This is a genomic window from Veronia nyctiphanis (assembly GCF_004116385.1).
GTDB lineage: Bacteria > Pseudomonadota > Gammaproteobacteria > Enterobacterales > Vibrionaceae > Veronia > Veronia nyctiphanis.
On record NZ_PEIB01000022.1, the window covers coordinates 30505 to 47750 of the forward strand.

Annotated in this window: 19 protein-coding genes and 2 pseudogenes; 8 read left to right on the forward strand and 13 right to left on the reverse strand. The window is 48.6% G+C overall.

Annotated elements, in window-relative coordinates:
* The first annotated feature begins 160 nt into the window (after positions 1-160).
* From prmA to fis, 3 genes are all read left to right on the forward strand, one after another.
* Positions 161-1045, forward strand: a complete 885-nt coding sequence (gene prmA / locus CS022_RS16005; RefSeq protein ID WP_129123131.1) for a 50S ribosomal protein L11 methyltransferase — start codon at positions 161-163, stop codon at positions 1043-1045.
* Positions 1046-1193: 148 nt separating this feature from the next.
* On the forward strand, positions 1194-2159 hold the full coding sequence (gene dusB / locus CS022_RS16010) for a tRNA dihydrouridine synthase DusB (protein WP_129123132.1): 966 nt from the start codon (positions 1194-1196) through the stop codon (positions 2157-2159).
* A gap of 22 nt (positions 2160-2181) precedes the next feature.
* The gene (gene fis, locus CS022_RS16015; RefSeq protein WP_068904993.1) at positions 2182-2478 is read left to right on the forward strand and encodes a DNA-binding transcriptional regulator Fis; all 297 of its coding nucleotides are present in this window, start codon (positions 2182-2184) and stop codon (positions 2476-2478) included.
* A gap of 78 nt (positions 2479-2556) precedes the next feature.
* On the opposite strand, the gene CS022_RS16020 is transcribed toward fis, so the two are convergent.
* The gene (locus CS022_RS16020; protein WP_129123133.1) at positions 2557-3309 is read right to left on the reverse strand and encodes a hypothetical protein; all 753 of its coding nucleotides are present in this window, start codon (positions 3307-3309) and stop codon (positions 2557-2559) included.
* A gap of 483 nt (positions 3310-3792) precedes the next feature.
* Here CS022_RS16020 and CS022_RS16025 point away from each other — a divergent pair, with 483 nt between their 5' ends.
* On the forward strand, positions 3793-4179 hold the full coding sequence (locus CS022_RS16025; protein ID WP_129123134.1) for an MAPEG family protein: 387 nt from the start codon (positions 3793-3795) through the stop codon (positions 4177-4179).
* Positions 4180-4289: 110 nt separating this feature from the next.
* On the opposite strand, the gene CS022_RS28185 is transcribed toward CS022_RS16025, so the two are convergent.
* The 7 genes and pseudogenes from CS022_RS28185 to zntR all read right to left on the reverse strand — a co-directional run bounded on the left by CS022_RS28185 (position 4290) and on the right by zntR (position 9031).
* Positions 4290-4958: a GMC family oxidoreductase gene (locus CS022_RS28185; RefSeq protein ID WP_408057253.1), complete on the reverse strand. Its 669-nt coding sequence runs from the start codon at positions 4956-4958 to the stop codon at positions 4290-4292.
* A gap of 174 nt (positions 4959-5132) precedes the next feature.
* A pseudogene (locus CS022_RS16035) lies at positions 5133-5812 on the reverse strand (GMC family oxidoreductase); the annotation flags it as partial.
* 17 nt (positions 5813-5829) lie between these two features.
* Positions 5830-5979, reverse strand: a complete 150-nt coding sequence (locus CS022_RS27370) for an FAD-binding protein (protein ID WP_129123137.1) — start codon at positions 5977-5979, stop codon at positions 5830-5832.
* A gap of 165 nt (positions 5980-6144) precedes the next feature.
* A complete protein-coding gene (locus CS022_RS16045; RefSeq protein ID WP_129123138.1) occupies positions 6145-6429 on the reverse strand; it encodes a 2Fe-2S iron-sulfur cluster-binding protein in 285 nt (94 codons plus the stop codon).
* 218 nt (positions 6430-6647) lie between these two features.
* The gene (gene ppnP / locus CS022_RS16050) at positions 6648-6926 is read right to left on the reverse strand and encodes a pyrimidine/purine nucleoside phosphorylase (RefSeq protein WP_129123139.1); all 279 of its coding nucleotides are present in this window, start codon (positions 6924-6926) and stop codon (positions 6648-6650) included.
* 92 nt (positions 6927-7018) lie between these two features.
* Positions 7019-8500, reverse strand: a complete 1482-nt coding sequence (locus tag CS022_RS16055; RefSeq protein WP_129123140.1) for a sensor domain-containing diguanylate cyclase — start codon at positions 8498-8500, stop codon at positions 7019-7021.
* Between the two features lie 108 nt (positions 8501-8608).
* Positions 8609-9031 carry a Zn(2+)-responsive transcriptional regulator gene (zntR, locus tag CS022_RS16060; protein ID WP_129123141.1) on the reverse strand — a complete coding sequence of 141 codons (423 nt, stop codon included), beginning with the start codon at positions 9029-9031 and terminating at the stop codon, positions 8609-8611.
* Positions 9032-9203: 172 nt separating this feature from the next.
* On the opposite strand from zntR, the gene purH reads away from it, so the two are divergent.
* Positions 9204-10796 (forward strand): bifunctional phosphoribosylaminoimidazolecarboxamide formyltransferase/IMP cyclohydrolase, encoded by a 1593-nt coding sequence (gene purH, locus CS022_RS16065; protein ID WP_129123142.1) that lies wholly within the window; start codon positions 9204-9206, stop codon positions 10794-10796.
* A 132-nt stretch (positions 10797-10928) separates the two neighbouring features.
* Positions 10929-12217: pseudogene (gene purD / locus CS022_RS16070) on the forward strand (phosphoribosylamine--glycine ligase).
* A gap of 99 nt (positions 12218-12316) precedes the next feature.
* Here the strand turns inward: purD and CS022_RS16075 are convergent.
* The 3 genes from CS022_RS16075 to CS022_RS16085 all read right to left on the reverse strand — a co-directional run bounded on the left by CS022_RS16075 (position 12317) and on the right by CS022_RS16085 (position 14219).
* Positions 12317-13003: a DUF1481 domain-containing protein gene (locus CS022_RS16075; RefSeq protein WP_129123143.1), complete on the reverse strand. Its 687-nt coding sequence runs from the start codon at positions 13001-13003 to the stop codon at positions 12317-12319.
* Between the two features lie 59 nt (positions 13004-13062).
* The gene (hupA, locus tag CS022_RS16080) at positions 13063-13335 is read right to left on the reverse strand and encodes a nucleoid-associated protein HU-alpha (protein ID WP_129123144.1); all 273 of its coding nucleotides are present in this window, start codon (positions 13333-13335) and stop codon (positions 13063-13065) included.
* 293 nt (positions 13336-13628) lie between these two features.
* Positions 13629-14219: a YjaG family protein gene (locus CS022_RS16085; protein ID WP_129123145.1), complete on the reverse strand. Its 591-nt coding sequence runs from the start codon at positions 14217-14219 to the stop codon at positions 13629-13631.
* A 95-nt stretch (positions 14220-14314) separates the two neighbouring features.
* On the opposite strand from CS022_RS16085, the gene CS022_RS16090 reads away from it, so the two are divergent.
* Together CS022_RS16090 and CS022_RS16095 are read left to right on the forward strand one after the other, a co-directional pair.
* Positions 14315-15220: a D-2-hydroxyacid dehydrogenase gene (locus tag CS022_RS16090; RefSeq protein WP_129123146.1), complete on the forward strand. Its 906-nt coding sequence runs from the start codon at positions 14315-14317 to the stop codon at positions 15218-15220.
* Positions 15220-15798 (forward strand): uracil-DNA glycosylase family protein, encoded by a 579-nt coding sequence (locus CS022_RS16095; protein ID WP_129123147.1) that lies wholly within the window; start codon positions 15220-15222, stop codon positions 15796-15798. Before CS022_RS16090 ends, CS022_RS16095 begins: the two co-directional genes overlap by 1 nt.
* A 379-nt stretch (positions 15799-16177) precedes the next feature.
* On the opposite strand, the gene CS022_RS16100 is transcribed toward CS022_RS16095, so the two are convergent.
* On the reverse strand, positions 16178-16384 hold the full coding sequence (locus CS022_RS16100) for a helix-turn-helix transcriptional regulator (protein ID WP_129123148.1): 207 nt from the start codon (positions 16382-16384) through the stop codon (positions 16178-16180).
* The gene (locus CS022_RS16105) at positions 16377-16868 is read right to left on the reverse strand and encodes a hypothetical protein (protein WP_129123149.1); all 492 of its coding nucleotides are present in this window, start codon (positions 16866-16868) and stop codon (positions 16377-16379) included. The genes CS022_RS16100 and CS022_RS16105 overlap by 8 nt, the downstream gene beginning before the upstream one ends.
* Positions 16869-17246 lie beyond the last annotated feature (378 nt).

Sequence of the window (17246 nt, forward strand, 5' to 3'; positions counted from 1 at the left end):
TAGCACTTCATCTCCCGCATAAAGCAGTGTGAATGCGCTGCTTTATGCTTCAACCTCCCGACCCAGCGTACAACCAACAATCTTATTCGGGCTGCCTAAAATTTATGCTAGACTCCGCCTCCTTAATCAGAAACGCCAAGCAAGCTAAGCGGAATTAACCATGCCCTGGATTCAAATCAAACTGAATGCGACGGAAACGAATGCAGAAACAATCGGTGACATGCTGATGGAAGACGCAGGCGCCCTGTCTGTGACTTTCCTTGACGCCAAAGACACGCCGGTTTTCGAACCACTGCCCGGTGAGACGCGACTTTGGGGAGATACCGACATCCTCGCTCTCTATGATGCAGAAGCCGATATGGACGAGGTAATGGCTATCCTAAAAGCCAGCCCGCTTCTGGATGACGATTTCGCCTACAAGATTGAACAGCTTGAAGACAAAGACTGGGAACGCGCTTGGATGGACAACTTCAAGCCGATGCGTTTTGGCGAGCGTTTGTGGGTTTGCCCAAGCTGGTGTGATGTGTCTGATGAAAACGCCGTCACCGTGATGCTTGATCCGGGTCTTGCATTTGGTACTGGTACTCACCCAACCACAGCACTGTGCCTTGAGTGGCTCGATAGCCAATCATTGGAAGGCAAAACTGTGATCGACTTTGGTTGTGGCTCCGGCATTCTGTCTCTTGCCGCCCTTAAACTGGGCGCGAAAAAGGTTATCGGTATCGATATCGACCCCCAGGCACTTCAGGCATCGAAAGACAACGCCGAGCGAAATGGCGTTGCTGACCGTCTGGCACTTTTCCTGCCTCAGGATCAGCCTGAAAATATTCAGGGCGACATCGTCGTGGCTAACATTCTGGCTGGCCCGCTTCGTGAGCTGGCACCCGTTATAAAAAGCCTGATTGCACCTCAGGGCCGCCTTGCCATGTCGGGCGTGTTGGACACTCAGGCAGAGTCAGTCGCCGATTGTTATCGTGACGAACTCAGCGTCGAGCAAATCATTGAGCGCGAAGAATGGTGCCGTATCACGGCACATCGCGTATAAATCAATCTTTTTTGGCCATTTTTTGTACTAAAACCATGAATTCTTTGTTTTTTTATAAAATCAAGGTGAAACGCTCAAATAATGGCCTTTTCAGGTCGCCAAAAAATGCGTAAAATGCGCGCCCTTGCTGGTTTTAGAAGGTAGCCCTTTGAAGATTGGACCTTATACATTGAAGAACTCACTGATCGTTGCTCCCATGGCGGGTGTGACTGATCGACCGTTCCGTGAATTGTGCCTGCGTTTTGGGGCAGGAATGGCCGTGAGTGAAATGATGTCGTCGAATCCGAAGATGTGGAACACTGACAAGTCGAAGAACCGTATGGTTCACCTCGATGAAAAAGGCATTCGTTCTGTACAGATTGCTGGCGCTGAGCCAGACATGATGGCAGAAGCTGCCCGCTACTGTGTTGAGAATGGCGCGCAAATCGTCGACATCAACATGGGGTGTCCAGCGAAAAAGGTAAACAAAAAACTGGCTGGTTCAGCCTTGCTGACCCGACCGGATTTGGTCGAGCAGATCCTGACTGCCGTGGTCAACGCAGTGGATGTGCCTGTTACGCTGAAAACGCGTACGGGCTGGGACACCGAAAACAAAAACTGTGTCGATATCGCAAAAATGGCCGAGCAGTGTGGCATACAGGCACTGGCCCTTCACGGCCGGACTCGTGCGTGTATGTACAAAGGTGAAGCGGAATACGACAGCATCAGAGCGGTAAAAGAGGCAATATCCATTCCCCTGATTGCCAATGGGGATATAGATTCACCTCAGAAAGCCCGTCATGTACTCGATTATACGGGTGCAGATGCATTAATGATTGGCCGCCCAGCGCAGGGGCGTCCCTGGATCTTTCAGCAGATTCAGCACTATCTCAATACAGGCGAGGAGCTCGCTCCACCGCCTGTGGATGAGGTACAAGAAATTTTATTGGGTCATGTTCAAGAGCTTCATCAATTTTACGGTGAACTCAAAGGGCTGCGAATTGCACGTAAACACGTGGGTTGGTACCTAAAAGAGCATGAGCAATTTGGTGATTTTCGCCAGACTTTCAACGCTATCGAAGACGCTCAAATGCAACTCGATGCGCTGCAAGATCATTTCGAAAACGTTGCATAAATACGAGAAGAGCTAACAGAATATGTTCGAACAAAACCTGACTTCAGAAGCACTAACAGTGACAACTGTAACTTCACAAGATCAAATTACCCAGAAGCCACTGCGCGACTCGGTAAAGGCTTCTCTGAAAAACTACCTTGCTCAGCTGAATGGCCAGGAAATCAATGATCTGTATGAGCTTGTACTCGCAGAAGTTGAGCAACCGCTTCTGGACACTATCATGCAATACACCCGTGGTAACCAAACCCGCGCGGCAACCATGATGGGTATCAACCGTGGTACGCTCCGTAAGAAACTGAAAAAATACGGCATGAACTAATTTAAGTTTTTACCTGATTTTTTGGAAAAGGCTCTGCAGGCAACTGCAGAGCCTTTTTCTTTTGAAAAGAGAAGTTGGCTATAAATCAATACGAATTTCTTTGATCTTACTGACACTGACATTCAGTGGCCCATCGCGATACTGGCTAGCATTTTCTAGCCTAGACGCTGAAACAGTAAAATCCACATGGCATTCATCAAAGCGTTGCAATAGTTCGCTTTGCGTGGAGTCAAACGCAGTCTTCAAGCTCTGTTGATAGCTCCCATTTTCATCGAGGGAACTATGTACTGCTGTGGTGAGTGATTCACGCTCAGAGAAACAGTTCAAAGCCATCCATGGAATACTGTAAAAGTGTCCGGCTTCTCGCGACACATTAATTGATATAACTTCACCAGCAAATGAATGGGTAAGCGACATGGGGACGGGAAGAGCGTCTTGATTAAAGAGCACGGAGTAAGAGGCATTATTACTTTCCCGTGAGAACGTAAGTACATATTCTGAAGCGTCTGATACAGTATCGAGTGAATAACTGGCGACGTCGGTGTTCTCTTCACGAGACAACACCTGTTTCACGCCATCAACCGTCACCCCGATAGCATCTCCCTTGCCCAATGTAAGAAGTGTATTGTTGACTGCGGTCTTTGGAATACTACTTGCCCTTGCTTTTTTGCCGCCCATGGACTGAAACATGACAAAAATATCTAGCTTGTCATCGCTATACGCCGTTGTTGAAGATGAAGACACAGAGGCGTTTTCACCACCAGCATCACCGCCCCCTCCACCGCATCCAAGCAAACTCAACAAAATACCCATGGCACAATAATTCTTCATCTGGCTCCCTCCCGATTAACCCTCACTATTGCACAGAGGCAGCGAGCAATCTATTTAACTGCTGAGAGTGAGGAGGCACATCTCTCGACACTGTAAAGACGAAATTAGTCACTACACAATCGTTAGAAATAAATAAGATAACCTGAACATCCAGCAATATTGAGACAGCCTTATCGGTCAGGTTTATCAACAATATCCTCACGCTCTTTGTTCAAAAAAGTCAGCACACAATCAGGTCGATTTGCCCGTTAGGGGAGCTTGTGGACGTCAATATCGGCGTCAGGTGAGCGAGCCTTTACTCTATGGCTCAATGATGAAACGCCTCATACGAAACCGCCTTGCTATGTTAGAAGCTGATAAATAATGCTTAGCGAAAATACGCAACGAGGTTGGTAGGGAAACACAATAGTTTCAACCCCGTAGCTATTGCTAACAAAGTATTGCCAACAAAGACATCAAAAAATAAAACAAGAGGGAACGAACATGGAGACAGAGAGTGTTTTCGTGCAGCCAGTGCTGGCACTGGTTGTATGGTCGATGGTGATGTGGCTTTGGATGTATGTCACCCGGTTACCTGCCATCGCAAAGATGGAAATGAAGATGGACTCGCATGTGCCATCCGGGATCCAAATGTCACAACTCCCCGCAAAAGTCCGGTGGAAAGCGGATAACTACAATCACCTGATGGAGCAGCCTACGCTGTTTTATGCCGTGGTGTTGTCTCTGGCAGTGTTAGGGCAAGCTTCTGAGCTTAATATCTATCTCGCATGGGCCTATGTGGGGCTGCGTATCGTGCACAGTCTGGTTCACGCAATGACAAACATTGTTGAAGTCCGTTTTGTGCTGTTCATTCTCTCCAATATCCACTAGCAGCCTTGACAGCTAACACTGCCATCAGTGCCTTTCTATAGCGAATTAAACTGGCTGGAATGTAAAAAGCTCACTGGCCAGTGAGCTTTTTTATTTTGGCGAGCTTACTCTTATCCGCCCGCCTGACGCATGGGCACAACATTGTCATTCTCGTCCGGGATCGTCATCGGGAGGTTATATTTGCTGGCGATAAAGTCTGCGCACCTCTCACCGATCACCATGGTCGGTGCATTGGTGTTTCCGCCAATGATCAGCGGCATAATCGACGCATCGGCAACTCGAAGCCCTTCAACACCGTAAACACAAAGCTGTGGGTCGACCACCGCCATGTCATCGTCAACGCCCATTTTACAGGTACCGACAGGGTGGTAGATGGTTTCTGCATTGGAGCGAACAAACTTGGCCAAGTCTTCATCGCTTTGCACCTCAGCGCCAGGGGCAATTTCTTTGCCTCGATAGGCATCAAACGCAGCCTGCATCATCTGGTTACGGCCATTTTTGACTATCTCGACCATATTTCTTAAATCAATGCCCTCGGGGTCAGTTAGGTAACCCGTTTCAATCAAAGGTCTGTCGTCTGGATCCGCAGACTTCAGATAGATGCGACCTCGACTCTTGGGCCGCAGGTCGGTCAGGTGAAGAGAGAAACCGAAACGAAAATCGAGTTTCCGCCCATGGTTGTGAAGCACAATAGGGAGAAAGTGGGTCTGTAGGTTCGCGCGCTCAAAGGATGAGTCGGTCTTGGTAAACGCCGCTCCCTCTGCCGCAACAGAAGCCATCAAGCCACGATTTTTGCGTAAATAAACGAATACTTCTTTGATGATTTTCGGCAACCCGAAAGGACCAAGGTTAATGGAGGTACGGCTTTTATCGCAATACTTTATGGTCGTCGTAAGGTGGTCCTGCAAGTTCTCGCCGACACCAGGTAAATCCTGAACCACGGGAATATTGTGTTTCTCAAGCTCCGCTTTAGGGCCAATACCGGACACCATTAAAATATGCGGCGTCTGAACAGCACCAGAAGCGAGAATGACCTCTTTCTCAGCGAAAATCTGCTTCGTTTTGCCTTTTTGCACATATTCCACGCCAATCGCTTTGTTTCCATCAAAAAGGATACGGGAAACCTTGGCTCGGGTTTCGACACGCAGGTTGCTGTCATCCCCTAAGGGCTCAATATACGCTCGATTGGCGTTGAAACGGCACCCATCCAACTGAGTGACCTGATAATAGCCGACGCCTCTTGTTCTTCTCCATTAAAGTCATCAGTGAGTTTGATACCCGCCTGCTGACCCGCTTCGAGATACACCTTCGTCAGGCTGTGGATATGACACTGGTCAGAGACGGCCAGCTTCCCCTCATTACTGTGTAAAGGGTCGCCCTCAAAACGTTCATTCTTTTCATTCTTGAGGAAATAAGGGAGCATCTCATTCCAGCTCCACCCCGTATTACCGAGCTCAGCCCACTCGTCATAGTCTTTTTTGTGGCCACGGATGTAGAGCATCGCATTGATGTTTGAACTGCCGCCCATGCCCTTACCTCTGGGCCAAAACAATTTGCGCTTGTTAAGCTCTTTGTCTCTGTCAGTAAAAAACCACCAGTTATAAATGTAGGGGATCCAGTTATTCAGCAGCATACTAACGACAGGTGTTCTCACTCCCCAGAGCTTAAAACCCAGAAAGGTTTATCGCTTGGTCCAGCCTCCAACACACACACTTTTTGGCCTTTTTCGACCAGACGCCCAGTCACAGCGCAGCCTCCTGAGCCGCCGCCAATCACAATAAAATCTACTTTATCTGACATCCCTACCTCATTTTCTGGCCAATCCTGAGCCTTACAGTCACATTTATGTAGTTAAGCTAGTTATTATTTATAAAGTTGCACTGCGTTTTGCTCGGAAAACCGATGATTATTGCGATTGAGACACGTGAACATTCATGCCGATGGCTGAGATTGTCATCATAAGTTTCATCCGAGCGATCGAATGGTAATGTCACCGTTTAAGCGGCACTGGCAGGCAAGCCGACAATTAGGGCCGTTGATATCAAGCCTGTCGAGCATGTCTTCTTCGTCCTCATTTTTAGGGTTGAGATTATGCAAGCCTGCCACGACTTCTATCGCACAGGTCCCACACCCTGCCGCGCGGCAGCCAAAATCAAGCTCACACTGATCAGTATTTTCGAGGTCGAGCAACTCACTGTTCTGGTTCAGCTCGACAGATTTTCCAGACTGATAAAAGGTCACTGTTGGCATGGTAAATTCCCCCTGTCTTTCAGCTTAGTGCGTTAGAAATAAGATGCACAAGCCAAAGGAATGGCTACCATCATAGCGGGCTGAAAAATCAAGACAGGAATTGAAGGGTGAATCAGATGTAGAGGATCAATAGGGGGAAATAAATAGCGGTCAGAAACGCCAAAATGAGTGGCTTGTCTGCGGCGTATTGTGGTTTAACACGCCAGCAGACAGACGCATTATAGATAATCGCAACGATAAGCAGCAGGTTGAGCGATTTGTAGCTTAAATGAAGACTCGCCCGGCACCTCAAACTTGTCGCCTGTAGAGAAGGTTTGCCATTCGGTATTGCCTGGCAGTTTGACGGTCATTTCGCCCGCCACCACGGTCATTCTTTCTGGTGCGGCGGTATCAAAGGTGTATTCACCTGTGTCCATGACACCCACACTGCTTCTCTGGCCTGACGACTCGAAGCCTATCGACATGACTTTGCTGTCGAAATATTCATTTACTTTCATCCGTCTTCCTTAACTTTTATCCCAAAGACGGACACGCTATCACATTTTTATCGTCGTTATGGTAAAAATATTATTCGTCTAATCAACATGTTTTACAGCTCTGCGCAGGCAACTCTGTTGCGTCCTCTGCTTTTTGCCTCATAAAGTGCATCATCCGCCGCGTTAATAATATCGAAAAACTGATCGTATTCGCGGCACAAACCCGCCACACCAAAACTGGCTGTGAGTTTGATGACCTCACCTTGATGTTCAATTCTGGCGTCATCCAAACAGGTACGAAAACGCTCGGCAACCCGCTCGGCAGCAGCGATTTCCGTTCCCGGCAGTAGAACGGCGAATTCTTCGCCGCCAAGGCGTCCCAGCTGGTCCTGCTGGCGCAGAATTGTTGAGAGAATGGCGACCATTTCTTTGAGCACCGCATCCCCTGCAGCATGGCCGAAGTTGTCATTGATGGTCTTGAACCAATCAACATCCATCACCACCAGGCTCAATGCCTGCCCGTGACGGCGGGCGCTGTTGACTTCTCTCTCCGCGTTCAACAAGAACTGACGTCGATTCAAGGCACCTGTTAGCGGATCGGTTGAGGCAAGAATACGCAGTTCTGATTCAAGGCGTTTTCGTTCAGTGATATCCGCAAAGGTATGAGCTAGCCACGGCCTACCCATGTAAAAAATGCGCGAGAAACCTACCTCTGCCAGAAAGCGTCGTCCTGTTGGAGTTCTCACTTCAATGTCAGCATGAACACCTATGTATCCCATGTTATTCAGGTCGCCAGTGAGAACCTGCTCTGCCAGATCGCGGTAACGGGGAAGGGATGCAGGAGAAATCAATGCTTCCGCGGTTTTACCTATCAACTGCTCGGCCATCAGGCCATAGTGGGCCTCGGCATAGGTATTGACCATGGTGATCTCGCCTTGCTCATCACAGACCATCATGGCAACGGGGGCAGAAGAAAAGACCTGCATCAATTGTTCTTGGGTGTTTTTAGCACGCTGATAGCTGTCGCGGCGCAGTGATTCTGCCAGCCGAAGTTCTGACACATCACGCAATACCGCCACCGTACCACCCGGGTACGCATAAATGCGCGCTTCGATATGTTGCTTACCCTCACTTGACTCTAATTGATAGTCAAAGCTCAGAATATCTTCACTGGATACCGCTTTATTCAAGACCTCGGTAAACACAGTGGCATCGTGGACAAACGGCACGACTTCAAGAGGCTGCTGATGGTATTCACGATCAGCAAACGATTCAAAGCCCTTCCCGAGAGAACAGCACAGTATATTGTTGTCTGCATCAAAGAGAAGAAGAGTGTCAGGAAATGGCAGCGGAGTGACTGATTTAGCCTTTTCTTTTTTCGGCCCTTGGCAACAGGAATCCGGCACCCATTCCTCGGGCGTCACCACTTGCTCAAGGTTGTTATAAGTCTCAGAGACATTAAATAGAAACTGACGCAATTGTTCATTATCCGGAAGGCCACCCGGAAACGACTGATTAACCTGATCAAGCAGCAGATGGTGCATTATCATCCCTCTTCTAGCGTGGCTGTCAGTGTCAGCCTGCTCTGATGGCAAATCAATCTGCTGTCAGCGATAGCTTGATCCGCTGCCGGAAATTTACGCACCTTGTTGACGGCTTTGTGATGCTAAGTCAGGGAATTGACCCACTAAAAAGACCGGAGATCATTCATCTTCAGGATGATCGGCCAGCGCACCGAGGATCGAACAATGACTGGCGTCGTCGTCAATATGGCCACAACACGCATCATTGAGTTTTTTCAGCGCCTTACGAATTCGGGTCAGTTCGGCAATCTTACTGTCAATCTGGTCGAGCTTATTCTGGGTGATCCCTTTCACTTCAGCACAACTATGGTCACTAGCCTCAAGCCGGATATCCAACAGTTCCTGAATCTCTTCCAGCGTGAGCCCAATAGCTTTACCCCGAATAATGAAATGAACACGGGACAGCGCCTCTTCACCGTAAAGCCGATAACCACTGTCACTGCGGGCTTCTGGCTCCAATAACCCAGTCTTCTCATAAAACCTTAGGGTATCGCTGGTAACACCCGCTTTTTTCGCCAACTGGCCTATTTGGAGTAATTTCATTTGTCTGAGTGCTCATTTAACTGACAATACATAAAAGCAATCGATTGCGTCGACATTTTAGGGTAGAATACGCGCCATTCCACTGAGGCAGTTGCCTTAGGGTGTTTGGCAAAACTGCAGGGACTGCGCTTTTGCCAAATATCCTATCCCCTTAATGAAAGAGATGGTAGCAATGGAAAACGCTCGTCCTATCCGCCGCGCACTGATTAGCGTATCTGACAAAACTGGTATCGTGGAATTTGCCACAGCACTTGCCAAGCAAGGTGTCGCCATTTTATCAACTGGTGGCACCGCAAAACTGCTACTGGAGCAAGGTTTAGACGTCACTGAAGTGTCTGAGCACACAGGTTTCCCTGAAATGATGGATGGCCGTGTTAAGACACTGCACCCGAAGATCCACGGTGGCATCTTGGGACGCCGCGATCAGGACGGTGACGTGATGGACGAGCACGGTATCGCGCCTATCGATATGGTCGTCGTGAACCTGTACCCATTTGCAGAAACCGTTGCTAAGCCGGGTTGTACGCTGGAAGACGCAGTAGAGAACATCGATATCGGTGGCCCAACAATGGTTCGCTCTGCGGCGAAAAACCACAAAGATGTGACTATTGTGGTTAACGCATCAGATTATGACCGCGTACTGGCTGAACTGAGCCAGAATAACGGTTCACTGACCCACGCTACCCGTTTTGACCTCGCCATTGCAGCCTTTGAACATACTGCTGCCTATGACGGCATGATTGCCAATTACTTCGGTACCATGGTACCTGCTTACGGCGACTCAGAAATCAATGATGAAGACTCGCGTTTCCCACGCACCTTCAACCAACAGTTCATTAAGAAGCAAGACATGCGCTATGGCGAAAACAGCCATCAGGCCGCTGCGTTTTATACCGAAGCCAAGCCAGAGGAAGCCTCTGTATCGACGGCGACTCAGCTTCAAGGTAAAGCGCTTTCTTACAACAACATCGCAGATACCGATGCCGCACTTGAGTGTGTGAAAGAATTCGACCAGCCAGCATGTGTGATTGTTAAACACGCTAACCCATGTGGTGTAGCGCTGGGTGACAACATCCTTACCGCTTACGACCGCGCGTATCAGACGGACCCAACCTCTGCCTTTGGTGGCATCATCGCATTTAACCGCGAGCTGGATGCTGACACCGCATCTGCTATCGTTGAGCGTCAGTTTGTTGAAGTCATCATTGCACCAGCTGTGAGTGATGAAGCAGCGGCTGTGGTTGCCGCGAAGAAAAATGTTCGCCTGCTGGTATGTGGTGAGTGGCAACAGAAAACGACCGGTTATGACCTCAAGCGCGTCAACGGTGGTCTGCTGGTTCAGGAGCGCGATCAAGGCATGGTCTCTCTCGATGACCTGACTGTGGTATCTAAGCGCAAGCCAAGTGATGAAGAGCTGCGTGATGCGCTGTTCTGCTGGAAAGTTGCCAAATACGTGAAGTCTAACGCCATCGTTTACGCGAAATGCAACATGACTATCGGTGTAGGCGCAGGCCAGATGAGCCGTGTTTACTCAGCGAAAATTGCTGGCATTAAAGCGGCGGACGAGAATTTGGAAGTTGCAGGCAGCGTGATGGCATCTGATGCCTTCTTCCCATTCCGCGACGGCATCGATGCAGCCGCTGAAGCAGGTATCACCTGTGTGATCCAGCCGGGCGGTTCAATGCGTGATGACGAAGTCATTGCAGCCGCTGACGAGCATGGCATGGCGATGGTATTTACAGGCATGCGTCACTTCCGCCACTAAAAACGTCGTTAGTGTAAGAAATTCAAGGTATTCTCGGCTCTGACATTGTCAGGGCCGGATTCCGTTTCCTGACAACACATTGAGTCAGCCTTCAAGAAAGGCACCCTCTCACGCTTTGAGGATATGGATGGTATGAAAGTATTAGTTATTGGCAGCGGCGGCCGCGAGCACGCACTGGCATGGAAAGCCGCGCAATCTGCAGATGTTGAAACCGTTTTTGTTGCGCCGGGCAACGCGGGCACCGCGCTTGAGCCGAAATTAGAGAACGTCGCCATCGGTGTTGAGGATATCAGTGCACTGGTTGCCTTCGCACAGGAAAACGACATAGCTCTGACCATTGTTGGCCCAGAAGCGCCACTGGTTATCGGTGTTGTTGATGCATTCCGCGAAGCTGGGCTGAAAATTTTTGGTCCAACGCAAGCGGCGGCGCAGCTCGAAGGATCAAAAGCCTTCACCAAAGATTTTCTCGCTCGTCACCACATCCCGACGGCAGAGTACGCAAACTTACTGAGATTGAACCAGCACTGGCCTATCTTCAGGAAAAAGGCGCACCGATTGTCGTTAAGGCTGATGGCCTTGCTGCCGGTAAAGGCGTTATCGTCGCCATGACACTCGAAGAAGCCGAAGCAGCTGTCAAAGACATGCTGGCAGGCAATGCCTTTGGTGAAGCGGGTTCTCGCGTGGTGATTGAGGAGTTCCTCGACGGCGAAGAAGCGAGCTTCATCGTTATGGTTGATGGTGAAAATGTTTTGCCAATGGCCACCAGCCAAGATCACAAGCGTGTCGGTGATGGCGATACTGGCCCCAACACAGGCGGCATGGGCGCATATAGTCCGGCACCTGTTGTTACTACTGAAATCCATAATCGCATCATGGAAGAAGTGATTTACCCAACCGTGCGTGGCATGGCAGCAGAAGGCAACCCATACACAGGTTTCCTTTACGCAGGACTGATGGTGATGGCTGACGGCACACCAAAAGTGATTGAGTACAACTGCCGCTTTGGTGACCCAGAAACACAGCCAATCATGCTGAGACTGAAGTCCGATCTGGTCTCGCTGTGTCTGGCCGCTGAAGACAAAGCGCTGGATAAGGTTGAGTCTGAGTGGGATCCACGCCCTTCCGTTGGTGTCGTGCTGGCTGCTGGCGGTTATCCGGCGTCTTACAACAAAGGCGATGCAATCACAGGGATTCCTCAAGACACTGCGGCAACTAAAGTCTTCCATGCAGGTACGGCGGACAAAGACGGCCAGACGGTGACTGCAGGCGGACGCGTGCTTTGTGCCACCGCACTGGGAGAGTCAGTGCTGGATGCACAACAACAAGCCTACAAACTGGCGGAAGTGATTGAGTGGGACGGTGTGTTCTATCGCAAAGACATTGGCTACCGTGCCATCGCTCGTGAGCAGGAAAAACACTAAGCAAGCGAAAAAACGTTCAGAAACCAAAAACGCGCATAACGCGCGTTTTTTTATTTTATTGTCTGATGAAGCATGACAGCCTTCACCCACCACCGCTGGTCAACTGAAATCGATGACAGGTCGCTCAATGCAATCACGCCCATCATCATCCAGTGCCACAATACCGGACACCAGATTCCGTTCACTACCGACCGAGCCGACTGCTGCAAGAAAGTTATCTTCCATTTCCAGTCGCTGTTTTACAAAGCGTGGGAAATTAGGAAGAAACTTCAGTGATTTGGTTTTATCCGTCTCGCATTCAGTGAGCTCGCCGTCGCTCCAATATCCCTGAAAGAAACGCACACCGGCTTCAGCTGATGTACGCGCAGATTCCAAAGAGAATGTCGCTTCACGGGCAAACGTCACCAGTTCCGTTGTTCGCAGCGGTAACACATCGCCATCAAGACGATATTTTTGGTACACCGCCCGCCCACTGGTGTCATAACGAATATGGACAGAAAGAGGCACCAGTTGCGCATTTTTCAGCGTCTGGCCTGTGAGTAACAGTTCCCGCAAAACGCCAGAACGCCATCGGTAATCGGCATCGTACCAACCAAGCTTACCCCGCGAGACTTTTTCAGTGAGCTGATAAGGCTCATCATTAATGGTATCAAGCCAGTAGATGCGAGTCGCCTGATCGCTAACACTGCCAGTCACTGTGGTGCGCTTGCCGGGAATGGTATCGCTGCTGCTGCAGCCAAACAGGAAGGTGAAGATAAGAAGTGTGAATATGTATTTTCTGATCATAACCGTACGCTAGAGATAAACCGCCAAAGCCAGAATAGCTTCAGCGGTTTGAGATACGATTACTTAACCGCGTCTTTCAGTGCTTTACCTGCAACAAACGCTGGTACATTCGCCGCAGCGATTTGGATTTCTGCACCAGTTTGAGGGTTGCGACCAGTGCGCGCTGCACGGTGGTTAATTTTAAACGTACCGAAACCAATCAGTTGAACCTGATCACCGTCTTTCAGTGCACCCTCGATTCCTGACAGGGTCGCTTCCAGAGCAGCTTTAGCCTGAGTTTTAGACAGATCCGCTTTTTCAGCGATCAGGTCGATCAAGTTGGTCTTGTTCATTATGTCTTCCCTTCTAGGTTTTCTTTGAGACACCGCAACTCTAATTCAAAAGAAGCCCGGCTGGCAAAGGTTTGTGAGGGTTCGAGTGACTGTATGCAGAGGGTTTAACCACAAACTGAGCGCATCCTCACAAAACATTGGGTTGCCTGAAGCAGAAAAACACGCCTAGTTGGAGGCTAAACCCCTTATAAAGTGGGCGGTAAAACGTCTTTCAATGCATATTCGCTTCGTTTTTCCGCCCTTAGAGAGAAGATTTTCACCAATGATATACATGGCTTCATCTTGTTTTCTGGTCAGCCAAGAGAAAGGCCAAGGTTGCTGACACCTTCTTCACGCAATTCAGTTCTAATACCTTTGATAAGCTCGATGTCTCGACTCTCACAATCTTTCAACGCACGGAAGATGGCCCATTGCACATCCCACTCCATACATACCGATTCAATCTCTTTCTGGTTGTTGTCGGTCACCTCGATATCATTTTGTGCCAGTTCAAGGTGGCACACTGTCGCAACAGACTGCTGACTAATTTTAAGTACTGACTCCAGCATAAGATCTCTATCTAACAGCATGTGCAGCAGTGTCGACAGAGAAATACACGCATCGATAGCAGGGTAAGTCAGGTAAAGTTCGTACTCTTCCTCTGAAGGGATCAGCTCCTCAAGCTTTTCAAGCTGACGTTCAAAGTCGATTTTAGCGCTCTTCACGGTCAGTATTTCCCAGACACTGTCGAGGATCTGACGAAACGCCTGAGGGTCAGAAAATTCAGTCTGCTGGCAAAATACTGCGTAGTTTGGATACATACGCTCCACCAGCGCGGCCATAAACGTGATGTGCTGCCAAGGCTCAAGTTTCTCAAGCCTCAGCTGGATAGGATTTCTTAACATGATAGGCTGTCTGCGTTGAGACACCGCCCGTGCGGTGTCAGGGGGAAATTGTGGGTAAGTTTACCCCAACAGCGACAGCATAAAAAGGAACAGCCGTGAACAGAGTATTTATCCTCTCAGACCATAGTAAGCGCTATCGTGAACTGTTAAACAAACACGCCCTGCCACAGTTACAGCCTTGCGATGATATTCGTGACGCTAACATTGTGCTTGCAGACCCACCGAAAGTTGCGTCTTTACTGCACTCAGCATCGTCGCTTGAGTGGCTGCAATCGACCTTTGCAGGCTGCGATGCTGTGCTTGCCCATACCAAACGCGATTACACCCTGACCAATGTGCGGGGAATATTCGGCCCGCTCATTGCCGAGTATGTGCTTGGACACCTCCTCAACCATACTCGCCACCTAGCAATCTACCGGAAACAACAGCAACAAGCAGAATGGCAGCCACACGCTTACTCAAGCCTTGCTGGTAAACACATGCTGATATTGGGTACGGGCTCAATAGGCAGTCACCTTGCTGAAACAGCCAAGCTCTTTGGCATGACCGTGAGCGGACTCAGTCGTTCGGGTAACCCGACAGCACCATTTGATACCGTCTATGCAACGTCGGCGCTAGACAGTGCGTTGGCACAAGCAGATGTGGTGGTTTCTACCTTGCCTTATACTCCGGAAACACATCATCTACTGAATGAAGAGTCACTGGGCCAATGTCAGCAGGCACTGCTTTTTAATGTTGGTCGAGGCGGGGTATTGTCGGAACAAGGGCTTATTAAAGCACTGGATGATGGCGCGGTGGAACACGCCTTTCTCGATGTCTTTGCTACTGAGCCACTTTCCGAAGCGCATCCTTTCTGGGATCACCCGAAAGTGTCCGTCACACCGCACATTGCCGCAGTCAGCTTCCCCGATGATGTTTTCGCCTGCTTCAGACAAAACTACCTCAATTGGTATCACGACAAACCACTCGACAGCATCGTCGATTTTGAGCGTGGTTACTGATGAAGACGCTGGAAACGCTGCTTGAAAAGGTCAGAGCCTGTCGTCACTGCGAGGCCTCTTTACCTTTAGGCCCTCGTCCTGTTGTGCAGGCAGAGACAACCGCAAAGTTGCTGATTATCGGACAAGCGCCGGGCACTCGGGTGCATGCCAGCGGCATACCGTGGGACGACCCGAGCGGTGACAGGCTGCGAGGCTGGTTACAAATGGACAAAGATACCTTTTATGACCCCGCCAGCGTTGCCATCATGCCGATGGGCTTTTGCTATCCCGGCAGAGGAAACAGCGGTGATTTACCGCCTTTGCCTGATTGCGCACCTCTTTGGCACAACCAAATCAAAGCGCATCTACCGGACGTTCAACTGACATTGTTGATTGGGAACTATGCTCAGAAGTGTTATCTCACTGACAAACCGAAAACACTGACCCAAACCGTGCAGAGCACATGTAGATGGCTACCAGAATTTATCGCGCTTCCCCACCCCAGCCCTCGCAACAACCTTTGGCTTGCCAAGAACCCTTGGTTTGAAGCAGAGATCTTACCGACGCTGAGAAAGCATCTTGTTCAGCTTTTCGATTAAATAAGACCTTTTTGATGAGCAATATTTGAAATAGAACCAGTGACATTCCTTTAATAGTTGAAATATATCAATATTATTTACTCGTTCAGCTTTCTTAGCTTTTTTCATGATGAGCATTTAAGTCAAAATTTGATGTAAATAATACTTAAAGTCAGCCATGTACAGCAATTAACGGAAAATACAGCTTTTAGGTGTAATAAATTACAAGTATTTAGGTGGCGACAATAAAAATACATACTAATCATAAGCTTAATTGTACGTACAGCTTTTCCAGGTATTTTCCCTGTCTACCCTGTATAAGGAACTTAAGCTAGCAGGGAGAAGATCAAGATACGTGATAGAGTCAGACGTAGAACCACCGGCCAGAGGCCGATGGTATTCAATCAAGCAGTTCGAAGATTTTCTCAACAGGCAATTCAAAATGCCGGGCCAGTTTCAGCGCGATGACCACAGACGGCGTAAATCGTCCAGTCTCAATCGTGCTTATCGTTTTTCTGGAGACTCCAATTGCATCAGCCAACTCCTGCTGCGACAACTTGGTGCGACTGCGCAGTTTAGCAATATGGTTATCAAGTTCTTCATTCATCGTTTTCGCGTAACCCCAATAGTACCGTGATCGAAAAACATAGGAGCATTAACCCCAGTAAGATAGTGATGCCATTACTGAGAAGGTCAATCGGTAGGGCCTCAATATCATCTGGTAAATACTTTGTTAAAATCAGCGCCAGAGTCAAAACCAGCATGGTTGCATAGCCGCTAATTACATAACCTTTGTGTGAGACCTGCGAAACATACTCGTCCTTGTGACGGTGCAGTATTCTGAAGTGCAGGCTTCTTGGAGCTGACTTGAGATAACTAAACAGATAAAACAACACCACAAAGCCACTGATCACTCGAATACCGCCTAAGGTAAGTACAAACCAGTTAAGACCAGACCAGAGATTCAGCCAGTATCCCACCTCCGTGCTGCCGTAAAGAAGCAAATATAGCCCCACGAACAAGCTCATTAATGCCTCTTTTCTTAATAACAAAAATTCCTTTTGTGCATTCGTCATTGTTGCTGTGTTCATTGCTTTTCCCTCTCAGTCAGAGTCTATTGAATTGTTATATCAACACAAGTTTTTTGATACCTTTAATTCCCAAATGATACCTAAAGCACTCATTTGACACCTTAGATACACAAAAGATACCTTAAGGTATCAACACGTTCAACTACACCCGCAATGTAAATCGCCAAAAAATAAACATAAATTAATGATTTAAATCGTAAATATTTACACTCCACTGAAATATCCATATTTTGGCGTCAAACTCGTACAGCTTTTTTATAACTGAGCAGCAAAAAGATGAACTCACTTTGATCTAAAAAGAGAACCAATAGGTAAGACATTGAATAATCGAGAATTAAAAAAGGTGTACAGCAATTCGAGGAATCTTCCTGATGAAGC

What these genes read in the sequence shown, in the direction of transcription:
- prmA (WP_129123131.1), top strand. Translation starts at nt 161, where the DNA reads ATGCCCTGGATTCAAATCAAACTGAATGCGACGGAAACGAATGCAGAA.
- fis (WP_068904993.1), top strand. Translation starts at nt 2,182, where the DNA reads ATGTTCGAACAAAACCTGACTTCAGAAGCACTAACAGTGACAACTGTA.
- CS022_RS16020 (WP_129123133.1), bottom strand. Translation starts at nt 3,309, where the DNA reads ATGAAGAATTATTGTGCCATGGGTATTTTGTTGAGTTTGCTTGGATGC.
- CS022_RS16025 (WP_129123134.1), top strand. Translation starts at nt 3,793, where the DNA reads ATGGAGACAGAGAGTGTTTTCGTGCAGCCAGTGCTGGCACTGGTTGTA.
- CS022_RS28185 (WP_408057253.1), bottom strand. Translation starts at nt 4,958, where the DNA reads ATGGCTTCTGTTGCGGCAGAGGGAGCGGCGTTTACCAAGACCGACTCA.
- CS022_RS27370 (WP_129123137.1), bottom strand. Translation starts at nt 5,979, where the DNA reads ATGTCAGATAAAGTAGATTTTATTGTGATTGGCGGCGGCTCAGGAGGC.
- CS022_RS16045 (WP_129123138.1), bottom strand. Translation starts at nt 6,429, where the DNA reads ATGCCAACAGTGACCTTTTATCAGTCTGGAAAATCTGTCGAGCTGAAC.
- ppnP (WP_129123139.1), bottom strand. Translation starts at nt 6,926, where the DNA reads ATGAAAGTAAATGAATATTTCGACAGCAAAGTCATGTCGATAGGCTTC.
- zntR (WP_129123141.1), bottom strand. Translation starts at nt 9,031, where the DNA reads ATGAAATTACTCCAAATAGGCCAGTTGGCGAAAAAAGCGGGTGTTACC.
- purH (WP_129123142.1), top strand. Translation starts at nt 9,204, where the DNA reads ATGGAAAACGCTCGTCCTATCCGCCGCGCACTGATTAGCGTATCTGAC.
- CS022_RS16075 (WP_129123143.1), bottom strand. Translation starts at nt 13,003, where the DNA reads ATGATCAGAAAATACATATTCACACTTCTTATCTTCACCTTCCTGTTT.
- hupA (WP_129123144.1), bottom strand. Translation starts at nt 13,335, where the DNA reads ATGAACAAGACCAACTTGATCGACCTGATCGCTGAAAAAGCGGATCTG.
- CS022_RS16085 (WP_129123145.1), bottom strand. Translation starts at nt 14,219, where the DNA reads ATGTTAAGAAATCCTATCCAGCTGAGGCTTGAGAAACTTGAGCCTTGG.
- CS022_RS16095 (WP_129123147.1), top strand. Translation starts at nt 15,220, where the DNA reads ATGAAGACGCTGGAAACGCTGCTTGAAAAGGTCAGAGCCTGTCGTCAC.
- CS022_RS16100 (WP_129123148.1), bottom strand. Translation starts at nt 16,384, where the DNA reads ATGAATGAAGAACTTGATAACCATATTGCTAAACTGCGCAGTCGCACC.
- CS022_RS16105 (WP_129123149.1), bottom strand. Translation starts at nt 16,868, where the DNA reads ATGAACACAGCAACAATGACGAATGCACAAAAGGAATTTTTGTTATTA.